Below are 22,705 nucleotides of genomic sequence, written 5' to 3'. Positions count from 1 at the left end.
GGTGCACTCAACAGGAAAGAGTACTGTCCAGCTTTATTCAAATATCATAGATAAAAAAGACAGACCAATAAACTGCTGATTGGTCTGTCTTTTAACTGTTTATCTTCTTGCTGATGTGTTATGTAAGCAGGATTTCCACATAAGAAGAAATCAATAGTATGGTGATCAGTATATTAATGGTTCTGAAAACGCCTGGCTGCCTTTCTTCAGGAATTTCTCTTACGAGGCAGAGGGCGTTTGTCAGTTTATTAATATAGAATATAATAAATACTGCCAACAATATAAAGTAGTAGACGATCATCAGAGATCTCCCTTCCCTCACTGATACTCTTATAACATTACCAAATAATGAATCAAAAAGATAGAAACAAGGTTTAGCATATACTGGATATGAAAATATTACCATTTTATTGAGATAAACAAAGCATCCTAAAAGGATGCTTCTGTTCAATTTTATGGATTTGTATCTATTAATATTTCAAAATCATCATTGTATTCCTCAATAATACATGATTTGGGTGCGATGACTAGCTGACGGATATACAGGAAGTCTGGTACACACCAGCCGATATGAAAGGCAGCAATCATACTAAAATAGTGCAGGTATTGAGGAAGCTGCATGGATGCTGAAATCATCATGCTTGTCACAAGCAGAAAAGGTGTCAAAAGCGATATCAGCATAAGTTTTTTATGAACACCACTGTACGGCGTAAAATGAAGAAAGCTGTAAAAGGCCCGTTTTTTAAGCTTTATAGAAATTCTTCTACCACATAAAAGCAGCGGCAAAACATGCAGACATTTATGAATGGGAACAGTCAGGCATATTAGTGCGAGAAAAAACAAAAATTTGTCACTTTTCAGGACTGTTTCGCCGTGTATCATGTTCAAAGGAAGATAGAGCATAATAAACGAAAAAATAGATAGTAAGACAGAGATAAATACAATCCGGTGAAGTCCGTAATCTTTTGATAGATTAACCGTCTTCCAGCAATACAAAGAAATCACCTTCCAAAAAAATTTGACCTTATTTTTACCACTCACATACTTTACGACGCTGATTAAAAAAAATCAATAGGTTCTTTAAAACTGTAAGCGGTTTTATACAATTTTTACAAAAATAATGGATTTGGCTTTCCTTCAAAACTTTGTTTGGATAAAATGATGAACAGATACTATTAAAATTGAGATAGGAAGATGGGATATGAGATCTCTGGAAAAAAGGCTGGAAAAACTTGAATTTTACTTCAAGCTTGCAATAGAAATGGGAAACAGGGATGCCTACCCTTTCTACGGCCTCATTATGGACAGGGAGCTTGGAGAAGGAGATGTGCAGAGAGTAACAGCCCTGTGCGATGAACTTAGTGAACTGCTGCAAAAGCAAAAAGCGCAAGGCCTTGTTCTCCATGAGAACCTCCTTACGCAGTTTGCGGGACAGCTGACCACTAAGCTGCCTGTTAATGACACAATACATGCACTATACAAGCAAGGGCTTTATACAGAATTGATGAAGGAATTTATCGTCATCCTTCAGCATGGAAAATAAGAACGTCTTATGCTTCTGCCTTATTTTCTATTTGTTCATTCTTCTTTAGTTTTCCGTTGTCTTCTATAAATTCTTCTTCAATATTCTGAAAAGAGCGTTCAAAGATTTCCATAAAATCATCGCCGTATATATTGCGGATAATTGACATCATTTCGATGATTTCAGGGAATTTGCCGTAGAGCTGCTGCAGCGGAAGAGCTCCTTTAAATACAGCGTTTCTGGACGGATCATAATCCTCCAGAAGGGCAAGCAGCGTTTCCTCTCCCTTTTCTGTCAATTGAATATAAGTATTTCGTTTGTCGTTTTCCTTTTTTGAAAAAACGAGGTAACCTCTTTCTTCCAGCTTTTTTGAAAAATTAAATGCTGTGCTAACATGCATAACGCCAAATTTAGCAATCTCTGAGATAGAAGCACCCTTCAAGTGATAAGCAATCCATAAAATATGATGTTCGTTTATATTCAGGTCATAGGGTTTAATCCATTGCTGCCAGTCTTTTTCAATAGACTTCCATAATGCTTTGCTGAGCTGTGCGATCCGCTGGCTGAATAGAAGAGCCTCTTTGATGGTGTAATCCTTTTCATTTCTCTTCATCACAATCACCTACTTTTTTTCTCTAAACTCATACTTCTATTATGCCAATAAAATAAAGATTAATAAAGATGAAAATTTGTGAATTTTTAAAAAATCTTTATAATAACTGCTATTACAGGGATTTTAGATGATAAAAGCTGCCCATGTAAAGCAGGCAGCTTACTCAATTACTTTCATATGAAACTATTCTACTGCTTGACAGTTGTTTCCAATTCCTTAATCTTGTCTTCAATTTCACTTAATTCTTTTTGCAGATCCTCTTTGTTTGGTTCAATGTCAACCTGCCATTCCTGAACAGATTGTTTCAGTTCCGCAGACACTTCCTTCAGCACATCTGCGCTATCTTTAGAAGCGTTGGTAATTGTTTGCTTAAGAACCCGAATTTCACTTTTCATCTGGTTCACGGAATCTGTCATTTTTTCTTTGTTGTTTCTTATTTGCTGGCGCACCTGTTTTCCTGAGGAAGGTGAAGTCAGCAGGGTAGCTGCACCTCCAACGACTGTACCAACGAGGAGACCAAGTAAAATAGACTTGCTTCTAGCCATTGAAATCACTCCAATAATACATTTTATTTTGGATGTCACCGTGTAAAAAGTCCCTTTACCCAACACTACCCTTTGAGACATGCTTTTACACATAAAAGCTTTGTCCCTGGCATAGATATATATGTAAAAGGGGGGAGGAAGAATTGGCAGGGATAATTTTCTTGTTTTTTGTAATTGGTTTTCTGCTGTATGTAGGGGCATTTCATTATTTTAAGCTTTTCCAGTCATCGGCGTCCTATCCGCCCAAAAGGACGTTGAAGGATAAAGTATTTGTATTGGTAAGCGGAGGCAGTATTTCACTGTTAATCAGTTTTATGCTGTACTGGCTTCAGTAGTATGAAAGCTGAATAAAAAAATAAACCCGATCCTTCAACAGGATCGGGTTGCTGATTATTCATTCACACTGACTAAGTTTGAACGTTTCATAATTGACTGTACAATAGGGTAAATCAGCGCCATGGCAATTGTATTCAATCCAGTTGCCGGAAGAACGACTGCAATAAACAATGCAGCAAATCCTGCACCGCCCGGCAATCCAACTATCGTGAGCGCTGCGCCCAGGAAAACAGCTCCTGAAACCAGTGTCCCCACCGCTGTAAGAATACCTGCGGTGATTGTAGACCCAGCAAACTTTTTGACTGCAACAAGCATAAAGAAGAATACAAATGCTGTAATAGGCTTATCAATGACATTCGGAATCAGTCCGCCTGGAAAACTTGTCGTGAGCCCTGACAGAATTCCTGTCACAAGCCCGAGCAGCAGTGTATTTTTAGCGCTTGGGAACAGCAGTATGCCAAGAAACATCATGGTCAGCATCATATCAGGCTTCATTCCATTAAAAACAGGTGGAACTATTCCGTGAAGTGCTGCACCGATTCCTACCAAAAGTGACATTGTTACTAGTTGACGTGTATTCATTTCTCAACTCTCCTCTGCTAAACTTTTCTTTGGCTCCCCGCTGGTGAACTGTTTTCCCAGCGCAGAAGTCCTTATGGGGTATTATAGCAGAAGTTGAGACATTTGTGGTAGGATTAATTCTTTTTTCTGAATTTTTCCATATATTCAGCAAGCGCCTCGCAATGAGTGATTGGAACAGCATTATAGATGGAGGCTCTGCAGCCGCCAACAGACCTGTGTCCAGGCAGTCCGACCATTCCTTCAGCTGCAGCTCCCTTCAGAAATTCCGCTGTCAAATCTTCGGACGGCAGGCGGAATGTTACATTCATTTGTGATCTGCTGCCTTTTTCTGCATGTCCTTCATAAAAACCTTCACTTGAGTCAATCTCATGATAAAGCAGCTGCGCCTTTTCATTGTTTGCTTTTTCAATTGCATGGATGCCGCCTCTTTCCAGTGTCCATTCCAAGACAAGCGCCAGCATATAAATTGAGAATGTTGGCGGTGTATTATAGAGCGAATTTGAATCTGAGAAAGTTTTGTATTGAAGAATTTTAGGCTGTTCTCTCTGTGCTGTTCCTAAAAAATCCTTGTCAGCAATCACAACAGTTACTCCGGAAGGCCCGAGATTTTTTTGTGCCCCGGCGTAAATAAGTGAAAACTTTGAAACGTCTATTTTCCTGCTCATAATATCACTGGACATATCGGCAATCAGCCTGTCCTCTACTTCGGGGAATGACTGCCATTGTGTACCGTAAATCGTGTTGTTGGAAGTAATATGTGTGTAAGCGGAGTGTAACGGCTTTTTTGATAACTCTGCAGGAACTGAGCGGTAGCCGGTTTCTTTTGTACTGGCCAGCACGTCAACTGACCCAAGAGAAGCAGCCTCCTGTAAAGCTTTTTCAGCCCATGTCCCTGTCAGGATATAGTGGGCCGTTTGTCCGGGATGCAGGAAGTTCATTGGCACCATTGCAAATTGATGGCTGGCTCCCCCTTGCATAAAAAGGACTTCATGTGTATCGGGAATGTCCATAATTTCTCTCAGCATTGACTGTGCATGAACGTGAACAGCATGGAATTCTTTGCTCCTATGGCTCATCTCCATAATGGACATTCCTGTTCCATGATAGTCAAACAGCTCTTCCTGTGCTTTTAAAATGACTTCCTGTGGCAATGCCGCAGGGCCGGCATTAAAGTTAATTGAACGGAACATCATGATCCCACCTTTTACGCTTTACTAGGTTAAATAATGCCTTTATGCTATCATGAAAAACTTTGAGGTGAAAGAGGGAATAATGAAAATTTTGCGAAAATTTATTTACCGAAAGCAAAAAGCCCGCTTCTTCGAAAGAGGCGGGCACAACTACAGACTGTGATTCCTTACAGATTGCTTTCGATGGAATGCGCAATTTCTCTTAAATCTTCCGGCGAATATTCTTCTGCATGGGTTTTCCAAACAGCACCGAAACCATCTCCCTTACCGTAGCGGGGGATCAGGTGTACATGATAATGAAAAACAGATTGGCCGGCCTGTTCGCCATTATTATTTAAAAGATTCATACCGACCGGGTTAAACTGCCTGTTAATGGCGGAGGCAATCTTAGGAACAACTTCAAACAAATTTCTGGAAATCTCCGGAGTCAGCTCATAAATGTTTTCTTTATGAATCTTTGGAATAACCAGTGTATGCCCTTTTGTTACCTGACTAATATCAAGGAAAGCCAGCACATGTTCATTTTCAAAAACCTTGGCACCTGGAATGTCTCCGTTCACAATACGGCAGAAAATACAATCGCTCATCCTGTCACCCTTTCTTTGCAGATTATATCTAGTATGTACAACATCTTACCATATTTCCCCTGGCTTCATAAAGAAACAGGGCAATCAGCTGATTGCCCTGTTTTGAAGGAAGAAGGGAGTATAACACTGGGTCTTAAGAAGTTACTGTCTTTGACAAACACCCCATTCACAATGATATGAAAAGTGTATGGCTTTCAACCTGGCTTCGTCTTTGACAAACACCCCATCTGCAAAATGATCCAGCTAACGAGCGTCTGATACACGTATCTTCCGGCCCGCAAACACCTCATTTCGAAATGATTTTATGCCTGCAACAATGCTTATGATGCATTGTTAAAGACGATCATCCCCTTTATAGAAAAGTGGAACATAGCAGGAAAAGAAAACTGTCTTTGACAAACACCCTCTTTTTCCAATGGAATATGTTATCCCTTCTTCTCTTTTAGCATGTCCAGAAACACAATGAATATGTATGTGTAACAAATCGCGCCGAGAAGAATGAGACAAGCCGGCAGACATTTTGTTAAGATAAAGAAAAGACTCTCTAATCAAGGAAGGAAATGAACATGACGCTATTAAAAGTGGAACAGCTGACAGGAGGATATACAAGAAACCCCGTCCTCAGGAATGTTTCTTTTGAAGTTGATAAAGGCAGCATTGTTGGTTTAATAGGCTTGAACGGAGCAGGAAAAAGTACCAGCATTAAACATATCATCGGAACAATGGAGCCTCGGGAAGGAAACATTAAAATAAATGGAAAAACATTCGGTGAGGATCCTTCCGGTTACCGTCAGGAATTTACTTTTATACCGGAAACACCAATTTTATATGAAGAATTGACACTGTTTGAACATCTAGAGTTGACTGCGATGGCATACGGTCTCAGCAAGGAACAATTTCAGGAACGGCTGCACCCGCTGTTAAAAGAATTCCGAATGGAGAAGCGTTTAAAGTGGTTTCCCGCTCACTTCTCTAAAGGAATGAAACAAAAGGTAATGATCATGTGCGCTTTTCTAATAGAACCTTCGCTTTACATCATTGATGAACCGTTTGTAGGCCTTGATCCGCTGGCAATCAATTCTTTGCTTGAGATGATGGATGGAGCCAAAAAAAGAGGTGCCGGAATCCTGATGTCCACACATATCCTGGCTACTGCTGAACGTTATTGCGATTCATTTATCATTCTCCATAATGGAAAAGTAAAAGCAAAAGGAACGCTCGCTCAGCTGAGAGAAGCCTTTGGTATGCCTCATGCAGCGCTTGACGACCTTTATATTCAGCTTACAAAGGAAGACGAAGATGAAGAACATTCATGATATTTGGACGACACGACTCCATGCACATGTAACTGAAGTCAGAGCATATTTAAGATATATGATGAATGACCACCTGCTGTTTGTTCTGATTTTTCTTGGAGCAGGGGGAGCTCTTTGGTATCAGGACTGGCTCAGCACTTTAGATGAATCCTTTCCGGCGGTTTGGATCATGACCTTTGTTTTTGCGGCCGTCACTGTAAAAGCTGCGGTCAGAACATTGCTGAAAGAACCCGACTTGGTTTTTTTGCTCCCGCTTGAGATGAAAATGGATGAATATTTTAAAAAGGCGAAGGTGTACAGCTTTTTCAGCGGTCTGTATCCGCTTCTGCTCCTTGGAGCAGGGCTTGCTCCTTTATATTTTGCTGTGACTGATGCTACAGGAATTCAATATTTGCTGATATTTCTTCAGCTGCTGGCTATTAGAAGCTGGAATATGATGCTGAGCTGGAAAATAAGTTTTCTACAGGAGCCTTTTACAGGCCTTTTCAGCACCGCTGTCCGATTTGCTCTGAATGCTGCAGTGATTTATTTTATTCTGCAGAACGCATATTTGTTTGCTCTGGCAGTGTACCTGATCATGCTTCTTTTGTATCTGTATATTTCCCTGCAGGCTAAAGGGAAAGGAATCAAATGGGATTATTTAATACGCCAGGAGTATTTGCGTAAGCAGGCATTTTATAGACTTGCCAACTTGTTTACAGATGTACCGAAGCTTAGAAAACAAGCAAAAAGAAGGGCGTATCTTGATCCTGTGCTCAGATTGATTTCCTACAACAGAGAAAATGTTTATCAATATCTTTACGCCCGGGCCTTTCTCAGGTCCAGTGACTATTTTGGGGTGTTTGCGAGACTGACAGTGATATTTGCAGTATTAATTGTGTCTTTGTCGCCTGGAGAGATAGCTGCTCCTATTTTCTCCCTTGCAGTCATTTATATAACCGGAATCCAGCTGATCGGGTTATATCAGCATTTTGATATGCTGACACTGCCGGATTTGTATCCAGCGGCACTGGCTCATCGAAAGCCGAAGTTTCTTCAGGTTCTTCTGTTCGTATTGAGTGTTCAGGCTGTACTTCTGTCAATTGCTGTTCTGGTTGCTGCAGGTGTTACTGCCTTTTTATTCAGCTTGCTCGGAGGAATGCTTTTTGCTTTTGTTTTTGTAAGAATCTATGTGGCCAAACGGCTTAAACGCTTTGGCGTACAGTAATGTCTGAAGCAGCCTGCAGTTCCGGGTTTTTCTGACCTGGCTGTCCATCACCTGTGGGAGACGGCATAAGCAGGAGCCTTAAGAATGGAGGGATTCCCGGAATGTACGAGACAGCTGTGAAAAATGAAATAAACTTATGGAAGCTTCGCATGCTGCGAAAGGGTTCTCGATTTCAGCGGATGTCAAAGGCGTTTCAAAATAAAGTAAATGACAAGCTGCCGGAAAAGCTTCATCAGGCGGTAACGGCCAGTATCAGAAAAATGGTTGAGGCTACAGTTATTGGTTCCCATGCAACAACCTATCAGAAAGATACAAGCTCTCTTACGCTTCAGCAAAGGGACGGGCTGGCAGCTGATGTCATTTCGAAATATCAAAAAGCAGCTGCTCTTGAAGGGGCAGGTACCGGAGCGGGGGGAATTCTCCTTGGGATGGCAGATTTTCCTCTTTTATTAAGTATAAAAATGAAATGCCTGTTCGAGCTGTCTGGTGTTTATGGGTTTCATACAGGGAAGAAGGAGGAAAGATACTTTCTTCTTTATATTTTTCAGCTTGCCTTTTCGAGAGAAGATAAACGCGCAGAACTGTTTGACATCATTGAAAACTGGGATCAAGGGGATCGGGACAAGTACTTGTTAAACTGGCAGGATCTGCAGCAGGAATACCGTGACCACATTGATTTAGTGAAAATGCTTCAAGTGCTGCCGGGAGTTGGTGCAGTCGTTGGGGGAACAGCAAATTATCAGCTGATTGCCCATTTGGGAGAATGCGCAGTAAATTGCTTCCGCATCAGGCTGTTAAAAGGCAGTGAGGGCTTTTCCGCTGAGAATTGAATATAAGAAAAAACTGCAGACATTGTATAGGCTGCAGTCAGAAATCCGCAGAGTATCTGCGGATTTTGTTTTAATCTTCACTTTGGTAATCAGCAGCTGCCCGGTACAATGTTTTAGCAGCAAGCAGCATGGCCCGCTCGTCAAAATCAAAGCGCGGATGATGGTGAGGGGGTGCAGGTTCAGTTCCGTTCGGGTTCGCTCCGGTAAAGAAAAAGGTTCCTTTCACATGCTGAAGGTAATAGGAAAAATCCTCTCCTCCCATCTGCAGCTCACTTTCCTCAACAGATGAAACGCCGTCAACTTTTTCTGCAGCTTTTTTAAAATAACTTGTGATTTCAGGATCATTGACTACCGCGGGATAGCCTCTGTCAAAATTGTATTCATACTCGGCATCCCACATGGAACAAACGCCCGCAACCACTTTTCTAATTTCTTCTTCAATCTGGCTTCTAACATCCTCTTGAAAGGTCCGGACCGTTCCAACCAGCTCTGCTGTATCACCAATCACATTAAAAGCATTTTCAGCTTTGAAGGAGCCGACAGTCACAACAGCCGGATGGACAGGGTCCACTCTTCTGCTGACAACCTGCTGCAAATTAACAACAATTTGCGAAGCAATTACCACGGAATCTTTTGTTTTATGAGGCTGTGCTCCGTGCCCGCCTTTGCCTTGAATGGAGATTGTAAAGCGATCAGCAGCAGCCATCATAGGGCCTTCCTTGTATTGAATTTTCCCGAGGGGTTCACTTGCCCATAAATGTGTACCGAAAATGACATCTACACCTTTCAGACAGCCCCCTTCAATCATGGATTTTGCTCCGCCCGGTGCATATTCTTCCGCATGCTGATGAATACATACAATTTTCCCCTTCAATTGAGCCCTGTTGGTATGGAGGGTTTTCGCCAGAACAAGCAGTGCAGCCGTATGGCCGTCATGGCCGCATGCATGCATCACGCCTGGTACAGTTGATCGGTAGGGTACATCCTTTTCGTCTTGGATCGGAAGGGCATCAAAGTCAGCCCTTAATGCAACAGTTTTTCCGGGGAGCCCTCCATGAATGGTGGCGACAACCCCGTTTCCTCCCACATTTTCCTCTACTTCAATTCCAAGGTCTCGGTAATAGCCGGCAATATAAGCGGCTGTTTTTACCTCCTGAAAAGAAAGCTCAGGGTGCATGTGCAAATGCCTGCGAATCTCAACCATTTCCGGGTAGGAATGGCCAAGTTCTTCTTCAATTCTATGCTGCAAGATAATCCTCCTCAAAAGTCTGAATAGTTAACAGTATGAAATAGATAGTAAATTAGAAATAATTTTATAAGAATTCAGAAATGTTTACAAACAAAACAGCTTCGCTAGAGCAATAAACTTCGACAGTGGTGAATACCGCAGAAATAAAATGTATGGTAGAATGCAAAAGATTAAGAAGGGTGCAGAGGAAACAAAAAAACCCTTGCAATGAGCAAGAGTTAATTTTCTTCTTCTGGAGCGTAGTAGGTTGTTACATAGGAAGGTCTTGAAAAAATCTGCTGCTGGCTGATTCCTTCAGAGCTTCCGCGCTTTTCATGTGCTTTTTCATAAGCTTTGGACTCCTGCCAGTTCTTAAAGGATTTCTCAGAATCCCAGAGCGTCAGGATTACATACACATCACTGTTTAGAGGGCGGAGCACCCTGATTGCCTGAAAACCAGGTTCATTTTCGATCAGCCTGGCTCTTGCCTTGAATCTGTTTTCAAAAAGGGGACGGCCTTCTTCTGTTACAGGGATGTTATTTAATACTGCGAATTTGGCGTTAACTATGTCACCTGCAGAGTCTACAATCTCATATTTTTTTGGTTCGCTAAACAGCGACTTTCCTGAAGTTTCATGCAGGAGAACAGCTTGTTCACTGTTGTGCAAAAACTGAATTTGTGCATCTTCATGCTTTTTTTGTAACGAAGATAGATAGGAAAACGTCCCATATGTTATATAGAAATTCAATACCATACACCCCGCTTTATAAAATGCATTTTTCTAATGCCATTATATCAACTGAACTTTAGAAATGCTATTTTGAGAATTTTGCACATATACCCGCCAATAAATAACAATAATACATGTAACAGACTAGTGAGGTGAGCAATGAATGAGAAAAAGTTTATTTCGACTGGTTACCCTCATGCTGGTAACCTTTGTCATAGCTCTGGCTGGTTACCTAATGATTCTTTTAATGGGGAATTATGTAATAGATGAAAAAAAGCTCGTGTTTGAATCTGCCTCTGTACTGGCTGACAGCAACGGAGAGGAATTAACAAAGCTGTTTACGAAAAACAGGAAGCTCATAGGAATTGAAGAGATACCGCAGCATGTACAGGAAGCATTTGTTGCAGTGGAAGATAAGCGTTTTTATGAACATCATGGTATTGACTTCAGGGCGATAGGAAGAGCACTTTATAAGGATATTCTCGCTGGCAGCAAGGTGGAAGGCGGGAGTACAATTACACAGCAGCTCGCCAAAAATATATTTTTGTCTCATGAAAAATCCATGCTCAGAAAAACCAAAGAAGCTGTGATTGCCATCAATTTGGAGCGTGAATACAGCAAGCAAAAGCTTCTGGAAATGTACCTGAATCAGGTTTACTTTGGACATGGCGCATATGGAATCGAGGCTGCTGCAAAATTCTATTTTAATAAACAGGCTTCACAACTGACGCTGGAGGAAGGTGCACTGCTCGCCGGGCTTCCAAAGGCACCAAACAGCTATTCACCGGTCAATCACCTTGAAAAAAGCAAAGGGAGGCGTGACCTGGTGCTTTCGCTTATGCAGCAGGAAGGCTATATTACATCAGAGGAAGCAGTGCGCACCCAAGGTAAAACGGTGCAGCTGTCCCTTTCTGAAAAAACGGAAAAACCTTGGCTAGATTCTTATATCGACCTTGTGATGGACGAAGCTGAACGGAAATATGGCATATCTAATGAGGAGCTTCTGAGGGGCGGATATAAAATCTACGTACCAATGAATCAGGACATTCAGCAGCAAGCTTTTGAAAAATTTGCAGATGCTTCTTATTTTCCCGGAACGGACAACGGGGCACAAGGTTCGTTTGTGCTGCTTGATAATAAAACGGGCGGAGTCCTTTCGGCTATAGGAGGAAGAAATTATACGCCGAAAGGCTTTAACAGAGTCAAAAGCAAGCGCCAGCCCGGATCTGCCTTTAAGCCTCTGGCTGTGTACGGCCCTGCAATAGACAGCGGAGAATTTCACCCCTATTCTCTTCTGGACGATAATGAACAAACCTTTGGTGACTACGCGCCTAAAAATCATACAGGGGAGTATGGAGGAGAAGTCACCATGTATGATGCATTAATTGCATCGAAAAACATTCCGGCTGTATGGACATTGAATGAAATAGGTGTAAAAGAAGGGAAAACCTATCTTGCTCAGATGGGTATGCCGATTAAGGACAACGGTCTTGCCATTGCCCTTGGAGGTCTGAATGAAGGGGTAAGCCCGCTTCAGCTTGCAGGGGCATACCGGACATTTCCCCGGAACGGTGTATACAGCGAACCGTTTTTTATAGAAAAGCTTGAAGATCAGCATGGGAAAGAGATTGAGGCACCTGAAGAGGAAGAAAAGCGGATCTTCTCTCAGCAGACGGCATGGTATATGACTAAAATGCTCGAAAAAGTGGTTGACGAAGGAACTGCAAGAACCGGCAGCTATCAGGGCACGCTGGCAGGTAAAACCGGGACAACCTCTTATCCAGGTAAAAAAGGTGCGGTGATGGATGCATGGTTTGCCGGATATACCCCTGAAGTAACGGGTGTCATCTGGATGGGGTATGATCAGACAGATGAGCAGCACTATCTTACCCAGGGAAGCGCAGCTCCAACTAAATTATTTAAAGAAATAGCCGCTCAATCTCCTATTAAAAAGGATCTTGCTTTTATCAAGCCGGGCAAAGCAAATGAGCTTGAAGATCCAATCCGCCTGGCGGAGCTGGAAGACATTGAAATAGGCTACACCTTTAAAACATTCGGACTCGTAACTGTCAGAATTAACTGGACGCCGCAAAATGATGAAAGAGTAGAGTACAGGGTATATGAAAAACCGAAAAACGGCGAAGAACGAATGGTTGGCTCTGTCACAGGTGAAGGCTCTTTTGATGTGCCTTATGCCAACATTTTCTCAGATACATCCTATAAAGTGGTTCCCTACAATACACAAACAAAGAAAGAAGGAGCAGGTTCGGCATTTGTTGAGCCAACTCTTTTTACCTCAAGAAAATAAAATAAGATATCAGCCCGCTTGAAGAAGCGGGCTTTTCTCTTTGGAAGTATACAAAAAAGCCCGCAGTGAAAATCATCTGCAAGCTTTTTGAATCTATCTAAACTCAGCTCTTTCTGCAAAAGCCATTTCTGTTTTCATCTTAATTCGCACTGAACCCTGCAGGTTACCTGGATGTTTTGGGCGGCTGACATACATCACACTTCTGCTGCTGATTATTCTTAAATTTTGTGAACGTCTTTTCAAACCTGTTTCCACATGCACATTGAAATTCTAACTTCTGAGAAAAACCGTGATATTCTGTGGAAAGAAGTTTGCTATCAGAGTTTTTCTCAACAAACTCTCTAATTTTATGAATGGTCCATCGTTTATTCATCTACTTATACCTCCAAATGATATTGAACTGTGTAGGCTCCTGCGAGCTTCCGTTCAATATTCTAAGCAATTTATTATAACACGAGCTGTGCAGTAGTTGAACAGGGTGGGAAAAGAATTACTAGCACAGTATAGGAAAAGCTATTCGCATTTATTATTCCGGTTGGGATTTCTAGAAAAGCACTTGGGCTACTAGGAACTATTCCGCTTGGTTCTCTCATACTAGGAAATGAGTTGCGGTTGGAGCACTTCGTTCGGCCAGCAAATAAGCGTAGAAATTCCGCTTAACCGTAAAATTCCATGGAAACAGCCTTTCATAGACGGAGGAATTCCGTCTATGCACCTGAAAAAGCTCAAATTGGATATCTTTTAAGGGAATAACCGGAAATCCTTCCCTTATATAGCCGGAAATAAGTGAATTTTTGGCGTTAACTGGAATTTGTCCGCTTATTTTTTCCTTGGTGGCTGCCTTCATTCAAGGATACAAGTTAAGTCCCTTTCGATCGCAGCCCTCAAATAAGGATAAAAGCAAGCACATGGTCAAAGAACAACCTTCATTCCAGCTTGTCTTATGCTTGTCGGGCCTGGCAAGCTGCCTGCGCTTTTCTACATTGTCCAGCTCCAGGCGCCAGCGGCTCGAGGTCATAAGCCAATCATCTCAAAAAGGCAAAGAGCGCCTTTTAGTTATGCTTGTCTTTATGCTTGTCGGGCCTGGCAAGCTGCCTGCGCTTTTCTACATTGTCCAGCTCCACCGGCCAGCCGCTCGAGGTCATAAGCTGTCTCGGCCATAAGGGCAAAAAGCGCCCTTACGTCCAAGCCATCTTATGCTTGTCGAAGGCCGACACGACGTCGGACAGTCATGCGTTGCCACAGGACGTGGCGCTCTTAGCATGACTTCCTTTATCTAAGGTTCCGCTTTTCTACATTGTCCAGCTCCAGGCGCCAGCGGCTCGAGGTCATAAGCCAATCATCTCAAAAAGGCAAAGAGCGCCTTTTAGATATGCTTGTCTTATGCTTGTCGCCGCTGAACAGGCGCCTTCCGCTTTTCTACATTGTCCAGCTCCGGCAGCTAGGCCCTCGAGGTCATAAGCCATCTTGGCCAAAAGGTCAAAGAGCGACCTTCCATCCAAGCTGTCTTATGCTTGTCGGGCCTGGCAAGCTGCCTGCGCTTTTCTTCATTGTCCAGCTCCACCGGCCAGCCGCTCGAGGTCATAAGCTGTCTCGGCCATAAGGGCAAAAAGCGCCCTTACGTCCAAGCCATCTTATGCTTGTCGCGGCTGAGCAGGCCGGTTCCGCTTTTCTTGTTTCCCCAGTCCACTTTAGGGTACATTAAGGGAGGTCAGGGTGAATTGGTTTGGGTTTGCGGGGTTGTTGTTTTAGACAATTTATCGACATTTGCTGCCCCTGCCTGTACATCAACTTTGGAAACGGTTATATTGTAAAGAGCAAATATAGGATAAAAGAGGGTTTTTTATACATAGAGAGGTGGATTTTCCATGACAACAAAAGCATTTAACGATACTTTCCTGAGAGCTGCCAGAGGCGAAGAGACCGGGCACGTGCCGGTTTGGTATATGCGGCAGGCTGGACGTTCACAGCCCGAGTATCGAGCTTTGAAAGAAAAATACAGCTTGTTTGAGATTACGCACCAGCCAGAGCTGTGTGCTTATGTGACGCGGCTTCCTGTTGAGCAGTATGACGTGGATGCAGCAATTTTATATAAAGATATTATGACTCCGCTGCCTGCAATTGGCGTGGACGTCGAGATTAAAACGGGCATTGGGCCAGTGATCAGCAACCCGATTCGTTCGGTGGAAGATATAGAAAAGCTTGGAGAGATACACCCTGAAGAAGATGTACCTTACGTTCTTGATACAATCAAGCTGCTGACAACAGAGCAGCTGAACGTGCCGCTTATCGGATTTGCCGGGGCGCCTTTTACCCTTGCCAGCTATATGATAGAAGGCGGTCCCAGCAAGAATTATAATAAAACAAAGGCATTTATGTATGCTGAGCCGAAAGCTTGGTTTGCTTTAATGGACAAGCTTGCAGATACAACAATTGTGTATGTGAAATCCCAGATCAAAGCAGGCGCAAAGGCAATCCAGATTTTTGATTCCTGGGTTGGAGCCCTGAATGTGGCTGATTACCGCTACTTTATAAAACCGGTTATGGAACGGATTTTCTCTGAGCTGCGAGAAGAAGGTGTTCCGCTGATTATGTTTGGTGTTGGAGCGAGCCATTTAGCAAAGGAATGGCATGATCTTCCTATTGATGTTGTTGGTCTTGACTGGAGGATGCAGGTTTCAGAGGCACGGGAGCTGGGGCTGACGAAAACGCTTCAGGGAAATCTTGATCCTGCCATCCTGCTTGCACCTTGGGAAGTGATTGAAGAAAAAACAAAGCACATTCTGGATCAGGGCATGCAGAGCAGCGGCTACTTGTTTAACCTAGGCCATGGAGTCTTTCCGGAGGTAAAGCCGGAAACGCTCAAAAAGCTGACAAGTTTCATTCATGAGTACTCCTCCTCAGTAAAACAGTCCCGCTGAGCATCCTTTTTGGCTTTTTGGGATTCGTAATGTAAAAATAGAGAAATAGCTTAACATTACTTATTTTGATAAAAGAGGTGTTGAAAGTGGCAAGAAAGAAAATGGGCCTTCTTGTTATGGCTTACGGGACTCCATATAAAGAAGAAGATATTGAAAGATACTATACGCATATCAGGCACGGGCGGAAGCCGAGTGAGGAAAGCCTTCAGGATTTAAAAGACCGCTATGAAGCAATCGGCGGAATCTCTCCGCTTGCCAAAATCACTCTGGAACAAGCGGAAAAGCTTGAGGCACATCTTAACAGCATTCAGGAAGATATTGAATTTCACATGTATCTTGGCTTAAAACACATTGAGCCATTTGTGGAAGATGCTGTTCAGAACATGAAAAGAGATGGAATTGAAGAAGCGGTAAGCATTGTTCTTGCGCCTCATTTTTCTACCTTCAGTGTAAAATCATATAACGGCCGTGCAAAAGAGGAAGCGGAACGGATTGGCGGACTCAGCATCACTTCGGTTGAAAGCTGGTATGAAGAGCCTAAGTTTATTGATTACTGGGTGAAACAAGTGTCGGACACTTATGCTTCCATGACGCAACAAGAACGGGAAAAGGCGGTCCTGATTGTATCAGCGCACAGCCTTCCTGAAAAAATCATTTCAGCTGGAGATCCATATCCGCAGCAATTAGAAGAAACGGCTAAATTGATTGCAGAGGGAGCAGGAATTCAAAACTACGAAGTTGGCTGGCAAAGTGCAGGAAATACTCCTGAACCATGGCTGGGGCCGGATGTGCAGGATTTAACAAGGGATCTGCATAACGAAAAAGGATACACCGCTTTTGTTTATATCCCTGTAGGATTTGTGGCTGACCACCTTGAAGTGCTTTATGACAATGATTATGAGTGCAAGGTAGTAACCGATGAAATTGGTGCTTCTTACTACCGGCCGGAAATGCCGAATGCAAAGCCCGAGTTTATTGACACATTGGCTGCTGTTGTAATGAAGCAGCTGAATAAATAATCTGTTTGTTAAATGGCTGCTGCATCTTTGTTGCATGGCAGGAAAGATGTATAGAGTGACTTCTGACCTAAATAAAGCGGCTGATCACAACAGAACCAGAAAAAGAAGGCGATCACCTTGAGTAAAAAGATAGTGATAATTGGCGGAGGACTGACTGGCCTTGCAGCAGCATACTATTTGCAGAAAGAAAAAGCAGAGCAGAATCTTTCTTTGGATATTACGCTGCTGGAGGCTGGTCCAAAGCTTGGCGGCAAAATACAGACTGTTTACCGGGATGGGTTTATTATTGAACGCGGACCGGATTCTTTTCTGGAGCGGAAAGCAAGTGCTCCCAACCTGGCCAAAGAGCTGGGCCTTGGCAGTGAACTGGTTAATAACGCTACCGGAAGATCCTTTGTTCTCGTGAAAGGCGGATTGCATCCGATTCCGGAAGGAGCAGTGATGGGGATACCGACGAAGGTAAAGCCTTTTGTTGCAAACTCCATGTTCAGCCTTACAGGAAAAGCAAGAGCAGCAGCTGATTTTGTTATGCCGGCAAAAAAGGTGGCGGGAGATCAGTCACTTGGCCATTTCTTTAGAAGAAGACTTGGAAATGAGGTAGTAGAAAATCTCATAGAGCCTCTGCTTTCAGGTATATATGCCGGAGATATAGATCAGCTCAGCCTGATGTCAACTTTTCCTCAATTTTATGAAGTTGAGCAAAAGCACGGAAGCCTGATACTGGGAATGAAAAAAAGCACCCCTTCATCCAATCAAAAGCATTCTGTGAAAAAGGGGATATTCCAAACGTTTAAGAGCGGGCTTCAAACGCTTGTAAAAACAATGGAGGAGCATCTGACAGATACGGAGATTCGGAAAGGAATCAGAGTGGTGTCCATTCAAAAGGAAGAGCACGCGTACAGTCTTCAGTTAAATAATGGAGAAAGCATCGCTGCTGATTCAGTCATTGTGACTTCACCGCATCTGTCCGTTCCAGCCATGTTCGGAGAGGATCCTGCTTTTGACTATTTAAAGAGCATGAAAGCTACATCTGTAGCAACAGTAGCTATGGCGTTTCCAAAGGAAGCTGTCAGCATGGACAAGGAAGGTACCGGCTTTGTGGTTTCCAGGAACAGTGATTACACTATCACTGCCTGTACATGGACTGACAAAAAGTGGCCTCATACTGCGCCGGAAGGCAAGGTCCTCCTGCGCGCTTATGTTGGAAAGGCAGGAGAAGAGGCGATTGTAGATCAGCCGGATGATGTCATTGTAAAAGCTGTTCTGGAGGATTTGCAAAGAATTATCCATATAGAAGGAGAGCCTGACTTTTACTATGTATCAAGATGGAAGCAGGCAATGCCTCAATACGGCCTTGGCCATAAAGAAAGAATCACGGAAATAAAGGAAGCAATGACACAGCAATATCCTGGTGTTTTCCTTGCCGGTTCTTCCTATGAGGGAATTGGCCTTCCGGACTGTATAGATCAAGGCATAGCGGCAGTAAAGCAGACGGTTTTCTTTTTGAGCAAGAAATAAATACATTCAGCAAGAAAACCTTTCTCAAGCGGGAAAGGTTTTTCTTGCTTACATTCAGTGAAGTGTGTTAAATTTATTTTTGACCAGAATTCACATTCGGTCATTTCGTCAGGGGGTTGAAAGATTGAGTGTAGACCGCAAGCAGCTGATCTTGGAGGCGGCCGCAAATTCATTTGCGCAGTATGGCTATAAAGCCACAACAATGGAACAGGTTGCCAGATTGGCAAATGTAGGGAAAGGAACAATATATACCTTTTTTAAAAACAAAGAAGAATTGTTCGATGAGATTGTGTCATCACTCCTGAAAGAAATGCGGGATGAAGCAGATAAAGCAATAGACCAGAACAGCTCTTTTTTTGAAAATGTTCACCGTGCTTTGTACAGAATTTTGGAATACCGAAGAAAGCACCAGCTCACCATTAAAATATTTCAGGAAAGCGCGGAGCTGGGGACACCTGCGGTACAGGAGGTTGTACAGCGTCTTGAAAAGATGATCATTGATCATATTAAGTCAAGAATTTCTGTTGCAATTCAAAAAGGAGAACTGCAGGACTGTGATCCTGAATTGACTGCCTTTGTGATGCTGAAATTGTATATATCGCTGATTTTTGATTGGGAAAAGCAGCACGCTCCTCTTGAGAAGGAACAAATAGCGAAATATTTTGAGCTTTACCTGCTGAAAGGATTATCAAAATAGATGATCCTTGATTTTTGAAGAAAAATGACCAAATGAACAATATGGTCAATTAGTAATTGGAGGAGAAAAGATGTCAATGTTGCTGAAAGAATGGAAAGCACTTTTAACAAATAGGAAAGTGCTGATTCCCGTTATTGCTGTCTTGTTTATACCTGTTTTGTACAGCGGAATGTTTCTCTGGGCTTTCTGGGATCCCTACAGCCAGCTGAGTGAACTTCCGGTAGCGGTTGTGAATGAGGACAGTGGTGCTCAACTTCAGGGGAAGAATGTACAAGTAGGAAGCGATTTGGTTGAAAAGCTGAAGGAGAACGACCAGTTTCAGTGGAAGTTTGTAGACCGCCAAAAGGGAGAACAGGGTCTGAAAAATCAGGAATATTATATGTTGATTGAAATCCCTGAAGATGCATCCAGCAATGCTGTGACGCTTCTGAATGAGCACCCTGAAAAAATTGAGCTGGTATATACGCCGAACGAAGGGTTTAATTTTCTTTCCGCCCAGATTGGCGAAACAGCAGTTGACCGCATAAAAGGTGAAGTTTCGGCAGAGTTAACTAAAACGTATGCTGAGGGCATATTTGCCAATATTGAGAAGCTGGGAGACGGCTTATGGCAGGCAAGTGAAGGGGCTGAAAGACTTTCGGAAGGTTCTTCTGAGGTTGAAAACGGCACAAGAGCAATCAAAGAAAACCTTCAATTGCTTGCTGAAAGCTCAATTACCTTTAAAGACGGCCTTGCTGCTGCTTCCGGCGGAGCAGAAGATGTCACAGAGGGCGTAACGTCTTTGGAACAAGGGCTTGGGCAGCTTCAGGAAGGGCAGAGAAAGCTTTCTCTGGGAACGGAACAGGCAGCAGAAGGATCTGCACAGCTTAGCGGAGGGCTTGCAAGCTCTCTCAGCGGGCTGAAAGAAATGCAGGAAAAAAGCCCTGCACTAACAGAGGGATCAAGCCGGCTTTACAGCGGGCTGAATGCCTCTTTGGCCGGAATGAAAGAAATGGAGGCTAAGGTACCTGCACTGACTGAAGGAACAGGCTCCCTTGCCGACGGTTTGTCTCAGTCGCTTTCAGGCTTGAGAGAAATGGAGAAGAACGCCCCTCTTCTGACAGAAGGTACGAAAAACATCAGCGGGGGTGCAGACAGGCTTTCTTCTGAACTGCAAAAGGCATCAGAAGGAAATAAGCAGGCTCAGCAGGGGGCAAAAGAAATAGCGGAAGGGCTGGAGCAGTTATCTTCCAGCTTGCAGGCGCTGATGCCTGCCCTTGATTCTCTTCCAGAAACTCAGAGGCAGGAGCTGTCTGCTTCTCTCAAAGCGTTAACAGAAGGCAGCAGGTCTTTGGAAGGAAACCTTGGGAAACTTGCCCAAGGAACTGAGCAGCTGAGCGGGGGAGCAGGTGAGCTGTCTGCTAAAATGCTGGAGCTGCAGCAAGGACAGTCAGCCCTTGCAGAAGGACTTAGCAGGGCTGCAGCCGGACAGGAATCACTTTATAAGGGAGCGAAGGAGCTTCAGAACGGGCAGGCTGCTCTTCAGGAAGGAATTGCAAAAGCGGCTGAGGGTCAGGAAAGGCTTGCTGCGGGAGCTGCACAGCTGAGTAAAGGCAGCGAAGCTCTTAGTAACGGAATTGACAGGGTAACAGCCGGACAAGAGCAGCTGTATGCAGGGGCTTCGGGACTACAGTCCGGCCTTGGGGAACTTTCAGATGGCCATATGACACTTTCTGAAAAGCTTGCAGAAGCAAAAGCAGGCTCTGGCATGCTTGCAGGAGGAAGCAGAGAGCTTTCATCCGGAATCAGCAGGCTTGCAGAAGGATCCAATGAGCTTCAAAAAGGATCCTCACAGCTGGCAGATGGCGCCGGTGCTTTGAATGATGGTGCCGCTCAACTGGCAGAAGGGACTGGTGAATTGTCAGGAAAACTGGCAGATGCTGCAAAAGCAACCAGCGAAGTGAATGGTTCCGAAGATTTGTACAGCATGGTATCTAAACCTGTTGAGATAAAAAATGAAAGGATCAATGCTGTTCCTAACTACGGTACCGGCTTTGCCCCTTATTTCATTTCTCTCGGCCTGTTTGTCGGAGCTCTTCTACTTTCTATTGTATTTCCTTTAAGGGAACCGGCAGGAACTCCCTCATCAGGTTTTGGATGGTTCCTAAGCAAGTTCGGTATTCTGGCAGTGGTTGGTGTGATACAGGCTTTAATTGCGGACGCCATCTTATTGTTCGGCCTGGGTATTGAGGTGCAGCATACGGGATTATTTATCCTGTTCAGTATAATCACAAGCATCACATTTATAGCTCTAATCCAATTTCTTGTCACTTCTTTGGGAGATCCCGGCCGCTTTGCTGCAATCCTGATTTTAATACTTCAGCTGACAACGAGTGCCGGAACTTTTCCTTTGGAATTGATACCTTTACCACTGCAGTCATTTCATGAATGGCTGCCAATGACCTACTCAGTTGCAGGGTTTAAAGCGGTTATTTCAACCGGTGATCATGGTTTTATGTGGTCACAGGCATGGATATTGCTAAGCTTCGCATCAGCATGTATGCTTGGAACATTTTTGTATTTTACTGCGGTATTGCGTAAAAGAAAGAATGCACAACAAGAGGTCGTAAAGCTGGATCCTGTTGCTGAATAAGCAATAGAAGAGATAGATGAAGAGCAGGGGTTTCCTGCGGGTAACGGGTTCGTTACTTATCGCAAACATTAAAAAATGCTTATCAATTTGTTACTAGAATTGATAAGCATTTTTTTTGTTATATAAGGTACTACTGATTTATTGATTTATTTATACCTCATTTCTTCATAATATTGTCGACGATCAGCAGGTATTGATGGTCTGCAAATTGAACTGCATGTAATTTGCGGAAGCAAAATAAGCGGAGCCTTTCCGGTTAAATGTGAAAGGGTGCTTGCTTTAGTGAAAATAAGGGTAGCTTTTCCGGTTATGCTCCTAAAAACCCTTATTTTATGCTGCTTTGAGATCCATAGACGGAATACCTCCGGTTATACAGGGCTTTTTTTATGCTATTTATCCAATAAGCGGAAATGTTACGGCTATTTAGCAGACCAGGGTCATCATGGATATAAGTAATGATGACAAAAGTTTAAAATCAATAGAAATCTATTAAACAATGGATTAAGTCTGTATAATTGTGTAAAAAGGAAGAGTCCTATTATTCACTCTTGCGCAACATTGTTTTCAGCTACTGAATAATCGTTCTAAAGAAATCGGTTATGAATTCTAAATCCACAAGACGCCATATCCCAACAAAGAAAAAATAAGCGTAAGAATTCCGGTTACATTTCAAAATAGGGCATTTCAAAGGGGAAATAAGGGAATGAATTCCGCTTAAGCTGCTGAAAATCATCCATTTAGCAGTTTTCTAGGTGTATAGGCTGAATTTTTCCACTATCATTGCATATGTATCCACAGGCCAAAAGATCAATTTAATTACCCTCTATTAATTGAAATTATAGGGGGATTTTTTATGGACGAATGCAAAAAAATCTCCTAAACTAGAAGCTAAACCCACGTTATCCGTGACTTCTAATAAAGGA

Annotated in this window: 21 protein-coding genes; 11 read left to right on the top strand and 10 right to left on the bottom strand. The window is 43.1% G+C overall.

The features are described from left to right. Window positions 1-118: 118 nt before the first annotated feature. Entirely contained in the window at window positions 119-301 is a 183-nt protein-coding gene (locus GJU40_RS04725) for a hypothetical protein (RefSeq protein ID WP_154306603.1), read from the bottom strand. Window positions 302-453: 152 nt separating this feature from the next. Beyond that, window positions 454-996 (bottom strand): DUF3267 domain-containing protein, encoded by a 543-nt coding sequence (locus GJU40_RS04720; RefSeq protein WP_154306602.1) that lies wholly within the window; start codon window positions 994-996, stop codon window positions 454-456. Window positions 997-1,201: 205 nt separating this feature from the next. Between GJU40_RS04720 and GJU40_RS04715 the strand changes: the two genes are divergently transcribed. Further along, window positions 1,202-1,543 (top strand): DUF1878 family protein, encoded by a 342-nt coding sequence (locus GJU40_RS04715; RefSeq protein ID WP_154306601.1) that lies wholly within the window; start codon window positions 1,202-1,204, stop codon window positions 1,541-1,543. A 7-nt stretch (window positions 1,544-1,550) separates the two neighbouring features. On the opposite strand, the gene GJU40_RS04710 is transcribed toward GJU40_RS04715, so the two are convergent. Next, complete coding sequence (locus GJU40_RS04710; RefSeq protein WP_154306600.1) at window positions 1,551-2,135, bottom strand: HTH-type transcriptional regulator Hpr; 585 nt, start codon at window positions 2,133-2,135, stop codon at window positions 1,551-1,553. 188 nt (window positions 2,136-2,323) lie between these two features. Then, window positions 2,324-2,680, bottom strand: coding sequence for a YtxH domain-containing protein (locus tag GJU40_RS20675; RefSeq protein WP_170289327.1), 357 nt, complete (start codon window positions 2,678-2,680; stop codon window positions 2,324-2,326). 143 nt (window positions 2,681-2,823) lie between these two features. Here GJU40_RS20675 and yhzF point away from each other — a divergent pair, with 143 nt between their 5' ends. Continuing rightward, entirely contained in the window at window positions 2,824-3,015 is a 192-nt protein-coding gene (gene yhzF, locus GJU40_RS20670; protein ID WP_170289326.1) for a membrane protein YhzF, read from the top strand. Window positions 3,016-3,070: 55 nt separating this feature from the next. Here the strand turns inward: yhzF and GJU40_RS04700 are convergent, their stop codons facing one another. The 3 genes from GJU40_RS04700 to GJU40_RS04690 all read right to left on the bottom strand — a co-directional run bounded on the left by GJU40_RS04700 (window position 3,071) and on the right by GJU40_RS04690 (window position 5,375). Further along, complete coding sequence (locus GJU40_RS04700; RefSeq protein ID WP_154306598.1) at window positions 3,071-3,598, bottom strand: tryptophan transporter; 528 nt, start codon at window positions 3,596-3,598, stop codon at window positions 3,071-3,073. A gap of 113 nt (window positions 3,599-3,711) precedes the next feature. Then, window positions 3,712-4,788 (bottom strand): 3-phosphoserine/phosphohydroxythreonine transaminase, encoded by a 1,077-nt coding sequence (gene serC / locus GJU40_RS04695; protein WP_154306701.1) that lies wholly within the window; start codon window positions 4,786-4,788, stop codon window positions 3,712-3,714. Between the two features lie 167 nt (window positions 4,789-4,955). After that, window positions 4,956-5,375, bottom strand: a complete 420-nt coding sequence (locus tag GJU40_RS04690; RefSeq protein WP_154306597.1) for an HIT family protein — start codon at window positions 5,373-5,375, stop codon at window positions 4,956-4,958. Window positions 5,376-5,941: 566 nt separating this feature from the next. On the opposite strand from GJU40_RS04690, the gene GJU40_RS04685 reads away from it, so the two are divergent. The 3 genes from GJU40_RS04685 (at window position 5,942) to GJU40_RS04675 (ending at window position 8,728) form a co-directional block, all read left to right on the top strand. Continuing rightward, window positions 5,942-6,691, top strand: a complete 750-nt coding sequence (locus tag GJU40_RS04685) for an ABC transporter ATP-binding protein (protein ID WP_154306596.1) — start codon at window positions 5,942-5,944, stop codon at window positions 6,689-6,691. Beyond that, on the top strand, window positions 6,675-7,898 hold the full coding sequence (locus GJU40_RS04680) for an ABC transporter permease (protein WP_170289325.1): 1,224 nt from the start codon (window positions 6,675-6,677) through the stop codon (window positions 7,896-7,898). The genes GJU40_RS04685 and GJU40_RS04680 overlap by 17 nt, the downstream gene beginning before the upstream one ends. Window positions 7,899-7,999: 101 nt before the next feature. Then, complete coding sequence (locus GJU40_RS04675) at window positions 8,000-8,728, top strand: EcsC family protein (RefSeq protein ID WP_154306594.1); 729 nt, start codon at window positions 8,000-8,002, stop codon at window positions 8,726-8,728. 70 nt (window positions 8,729-8,798) lie between these two features. Here GJU40_RS04675 and GJU40_RS04670 read toward each other — a convergent pair whose 3' ends face one another. Together GJU40_RS04670 and GJU40_RS04665 are read right to left on the bottom strand one after the other, a co-directional pair. After that, entirely contained in the window at window positions 8,799-9,977 is a 1,179-nt protein-coding gene (locus GJU40_RS04670) for a M20 family metallopeptidase (RefSeq protein WP_425481195.1), read from the bottom strand. Between the two features lie 218 nt (window positions 9,978-10,195). After that, window positions 10,196-10,705, bottom strand: a complete 510-nt coding sequence (locus GJU40_RS04665) for an antibiotic biosynthesis monooxygenase family protein (RefSeq protein WP_154306593.1) — start codon at window positions 10,703-10,705, stop codon at window positions 10,196-10,198. A gap of 145 nt (window positions 10,706-10,850) precedes the next feature. On the opposite strand from GJU40_RS04665, the gene GJU40_RS04660 reads away from it, so the two are divergent. Beyond that, window positions 10,851-12,995: a transglycosylase domain-containing protein gene (locus GJU40_RS04660; protein WP_154306592.1), complete on the top strand. Its 2,145-nt coding sequence runs from the start codon at window positions 10,851-10,853 to the stop codon at window positions 12,993-12,995. Window positions 12,996-13,158: 163 nt separating this feature from the next. On the opposite strand, the gene GJU40_RS04655 is transcribed toward GJU40_RS04660, so the two are convergent. Beyond that, complete coding sequence (locus tag GJU40_RS04655; protein ID WP_154306591.1) at window positions 13,159-13,368, bottom strand: hypothetical protein; 210 nt, start codon at window positions 13,366-13,368, stop codon at window positions 13,159-13,161. Between the two features lie 1,495 nt (window positions 13,369-14,863). On the opposite strand from GJU40_RS04655, the gene hemE reads away from it, so the two are divergent. The 5 genes from hemE (at window position 14,864) to GJU40_RS04615 (ending at window position 21,782) form a co-directional block, all read left to right on the top strand. After that, window positions 14,864-15,916, top strand: coding sequence for a uroporphyrinogen decarboxylase (gene hemE, locus GJU40_RS04635; protein WP_154306587.1), 1,053 nt, complete (start codon window positions 14,864-14,866; stop codon window positions 15,914-15,916). Window positions 15,917-16,002: 86 nt separating this feature from the next. Next, window positions 16,003-16,935 carry a ferrochelatase gene (hemH, locus tag GJU40_RS04630; RefSeq protein ID WP_343031400.1) on the top strand — a complete coding sequence of 311 codons (933 nt, stop codon included), beginning with the start codon at window positions 16,003-16,005 and terminating at the stop codon, window positions 16,933-16,935. A gap of 111 nt (window positions 16,936-17,046) precedes the next feature. Further along, complete coding sequence (gene hemY, locus GJU40_RS04625) at window positions 17,047-18,453, top strand: protoporphyrinogen oxidase (protein WP_343031411.1); 1,407 nt, start codon at window positions 17,047-17,049, stop codon at window positions 18,451-18,453. Between the two features lie 124 nt (window positions 18,454-18,577). Next, window positions 18,578-19,150, top strand: a complete 573-nt coding sequence (locus GJU40_RS04620) for a TetR/AcrR family transcriptional regulator (protein WP_154306585.1) — start codon at window positions 18,578-18,580, stop codon at window positions 19,148-19,150. 70 nt (window positions 19,151-19,220) lie between these two features. Beyond that, on the top strand, window positions 19,221-21,782 hold the full coding sequence (locus GJU40_RS04615; RefSeq protein WP_154306584.1) for a YhgE/Pip domain-containing protein: 2,562 nt from the start codon (window positions 19,221-19,223) through the stop codon (window positions 21,780-21,782). The last annotated feature ends 923 nt before the right edge of the window (window positions 21,783-22,705 follow it).

The organism is Metabacillus lacus (genome assembly GCF_009674805.1).
GTDB lineage: Bacteria > Bacillota > Bacilli > Bacillales > Bacillaceae > Metabacillus_C > Metabacillus_C lacus.
The sequence above is the reverse complement of the archived record's forward strand: the minus strand, read 5'-3'. Positions and strand labels throughout refer to the sequence as shown.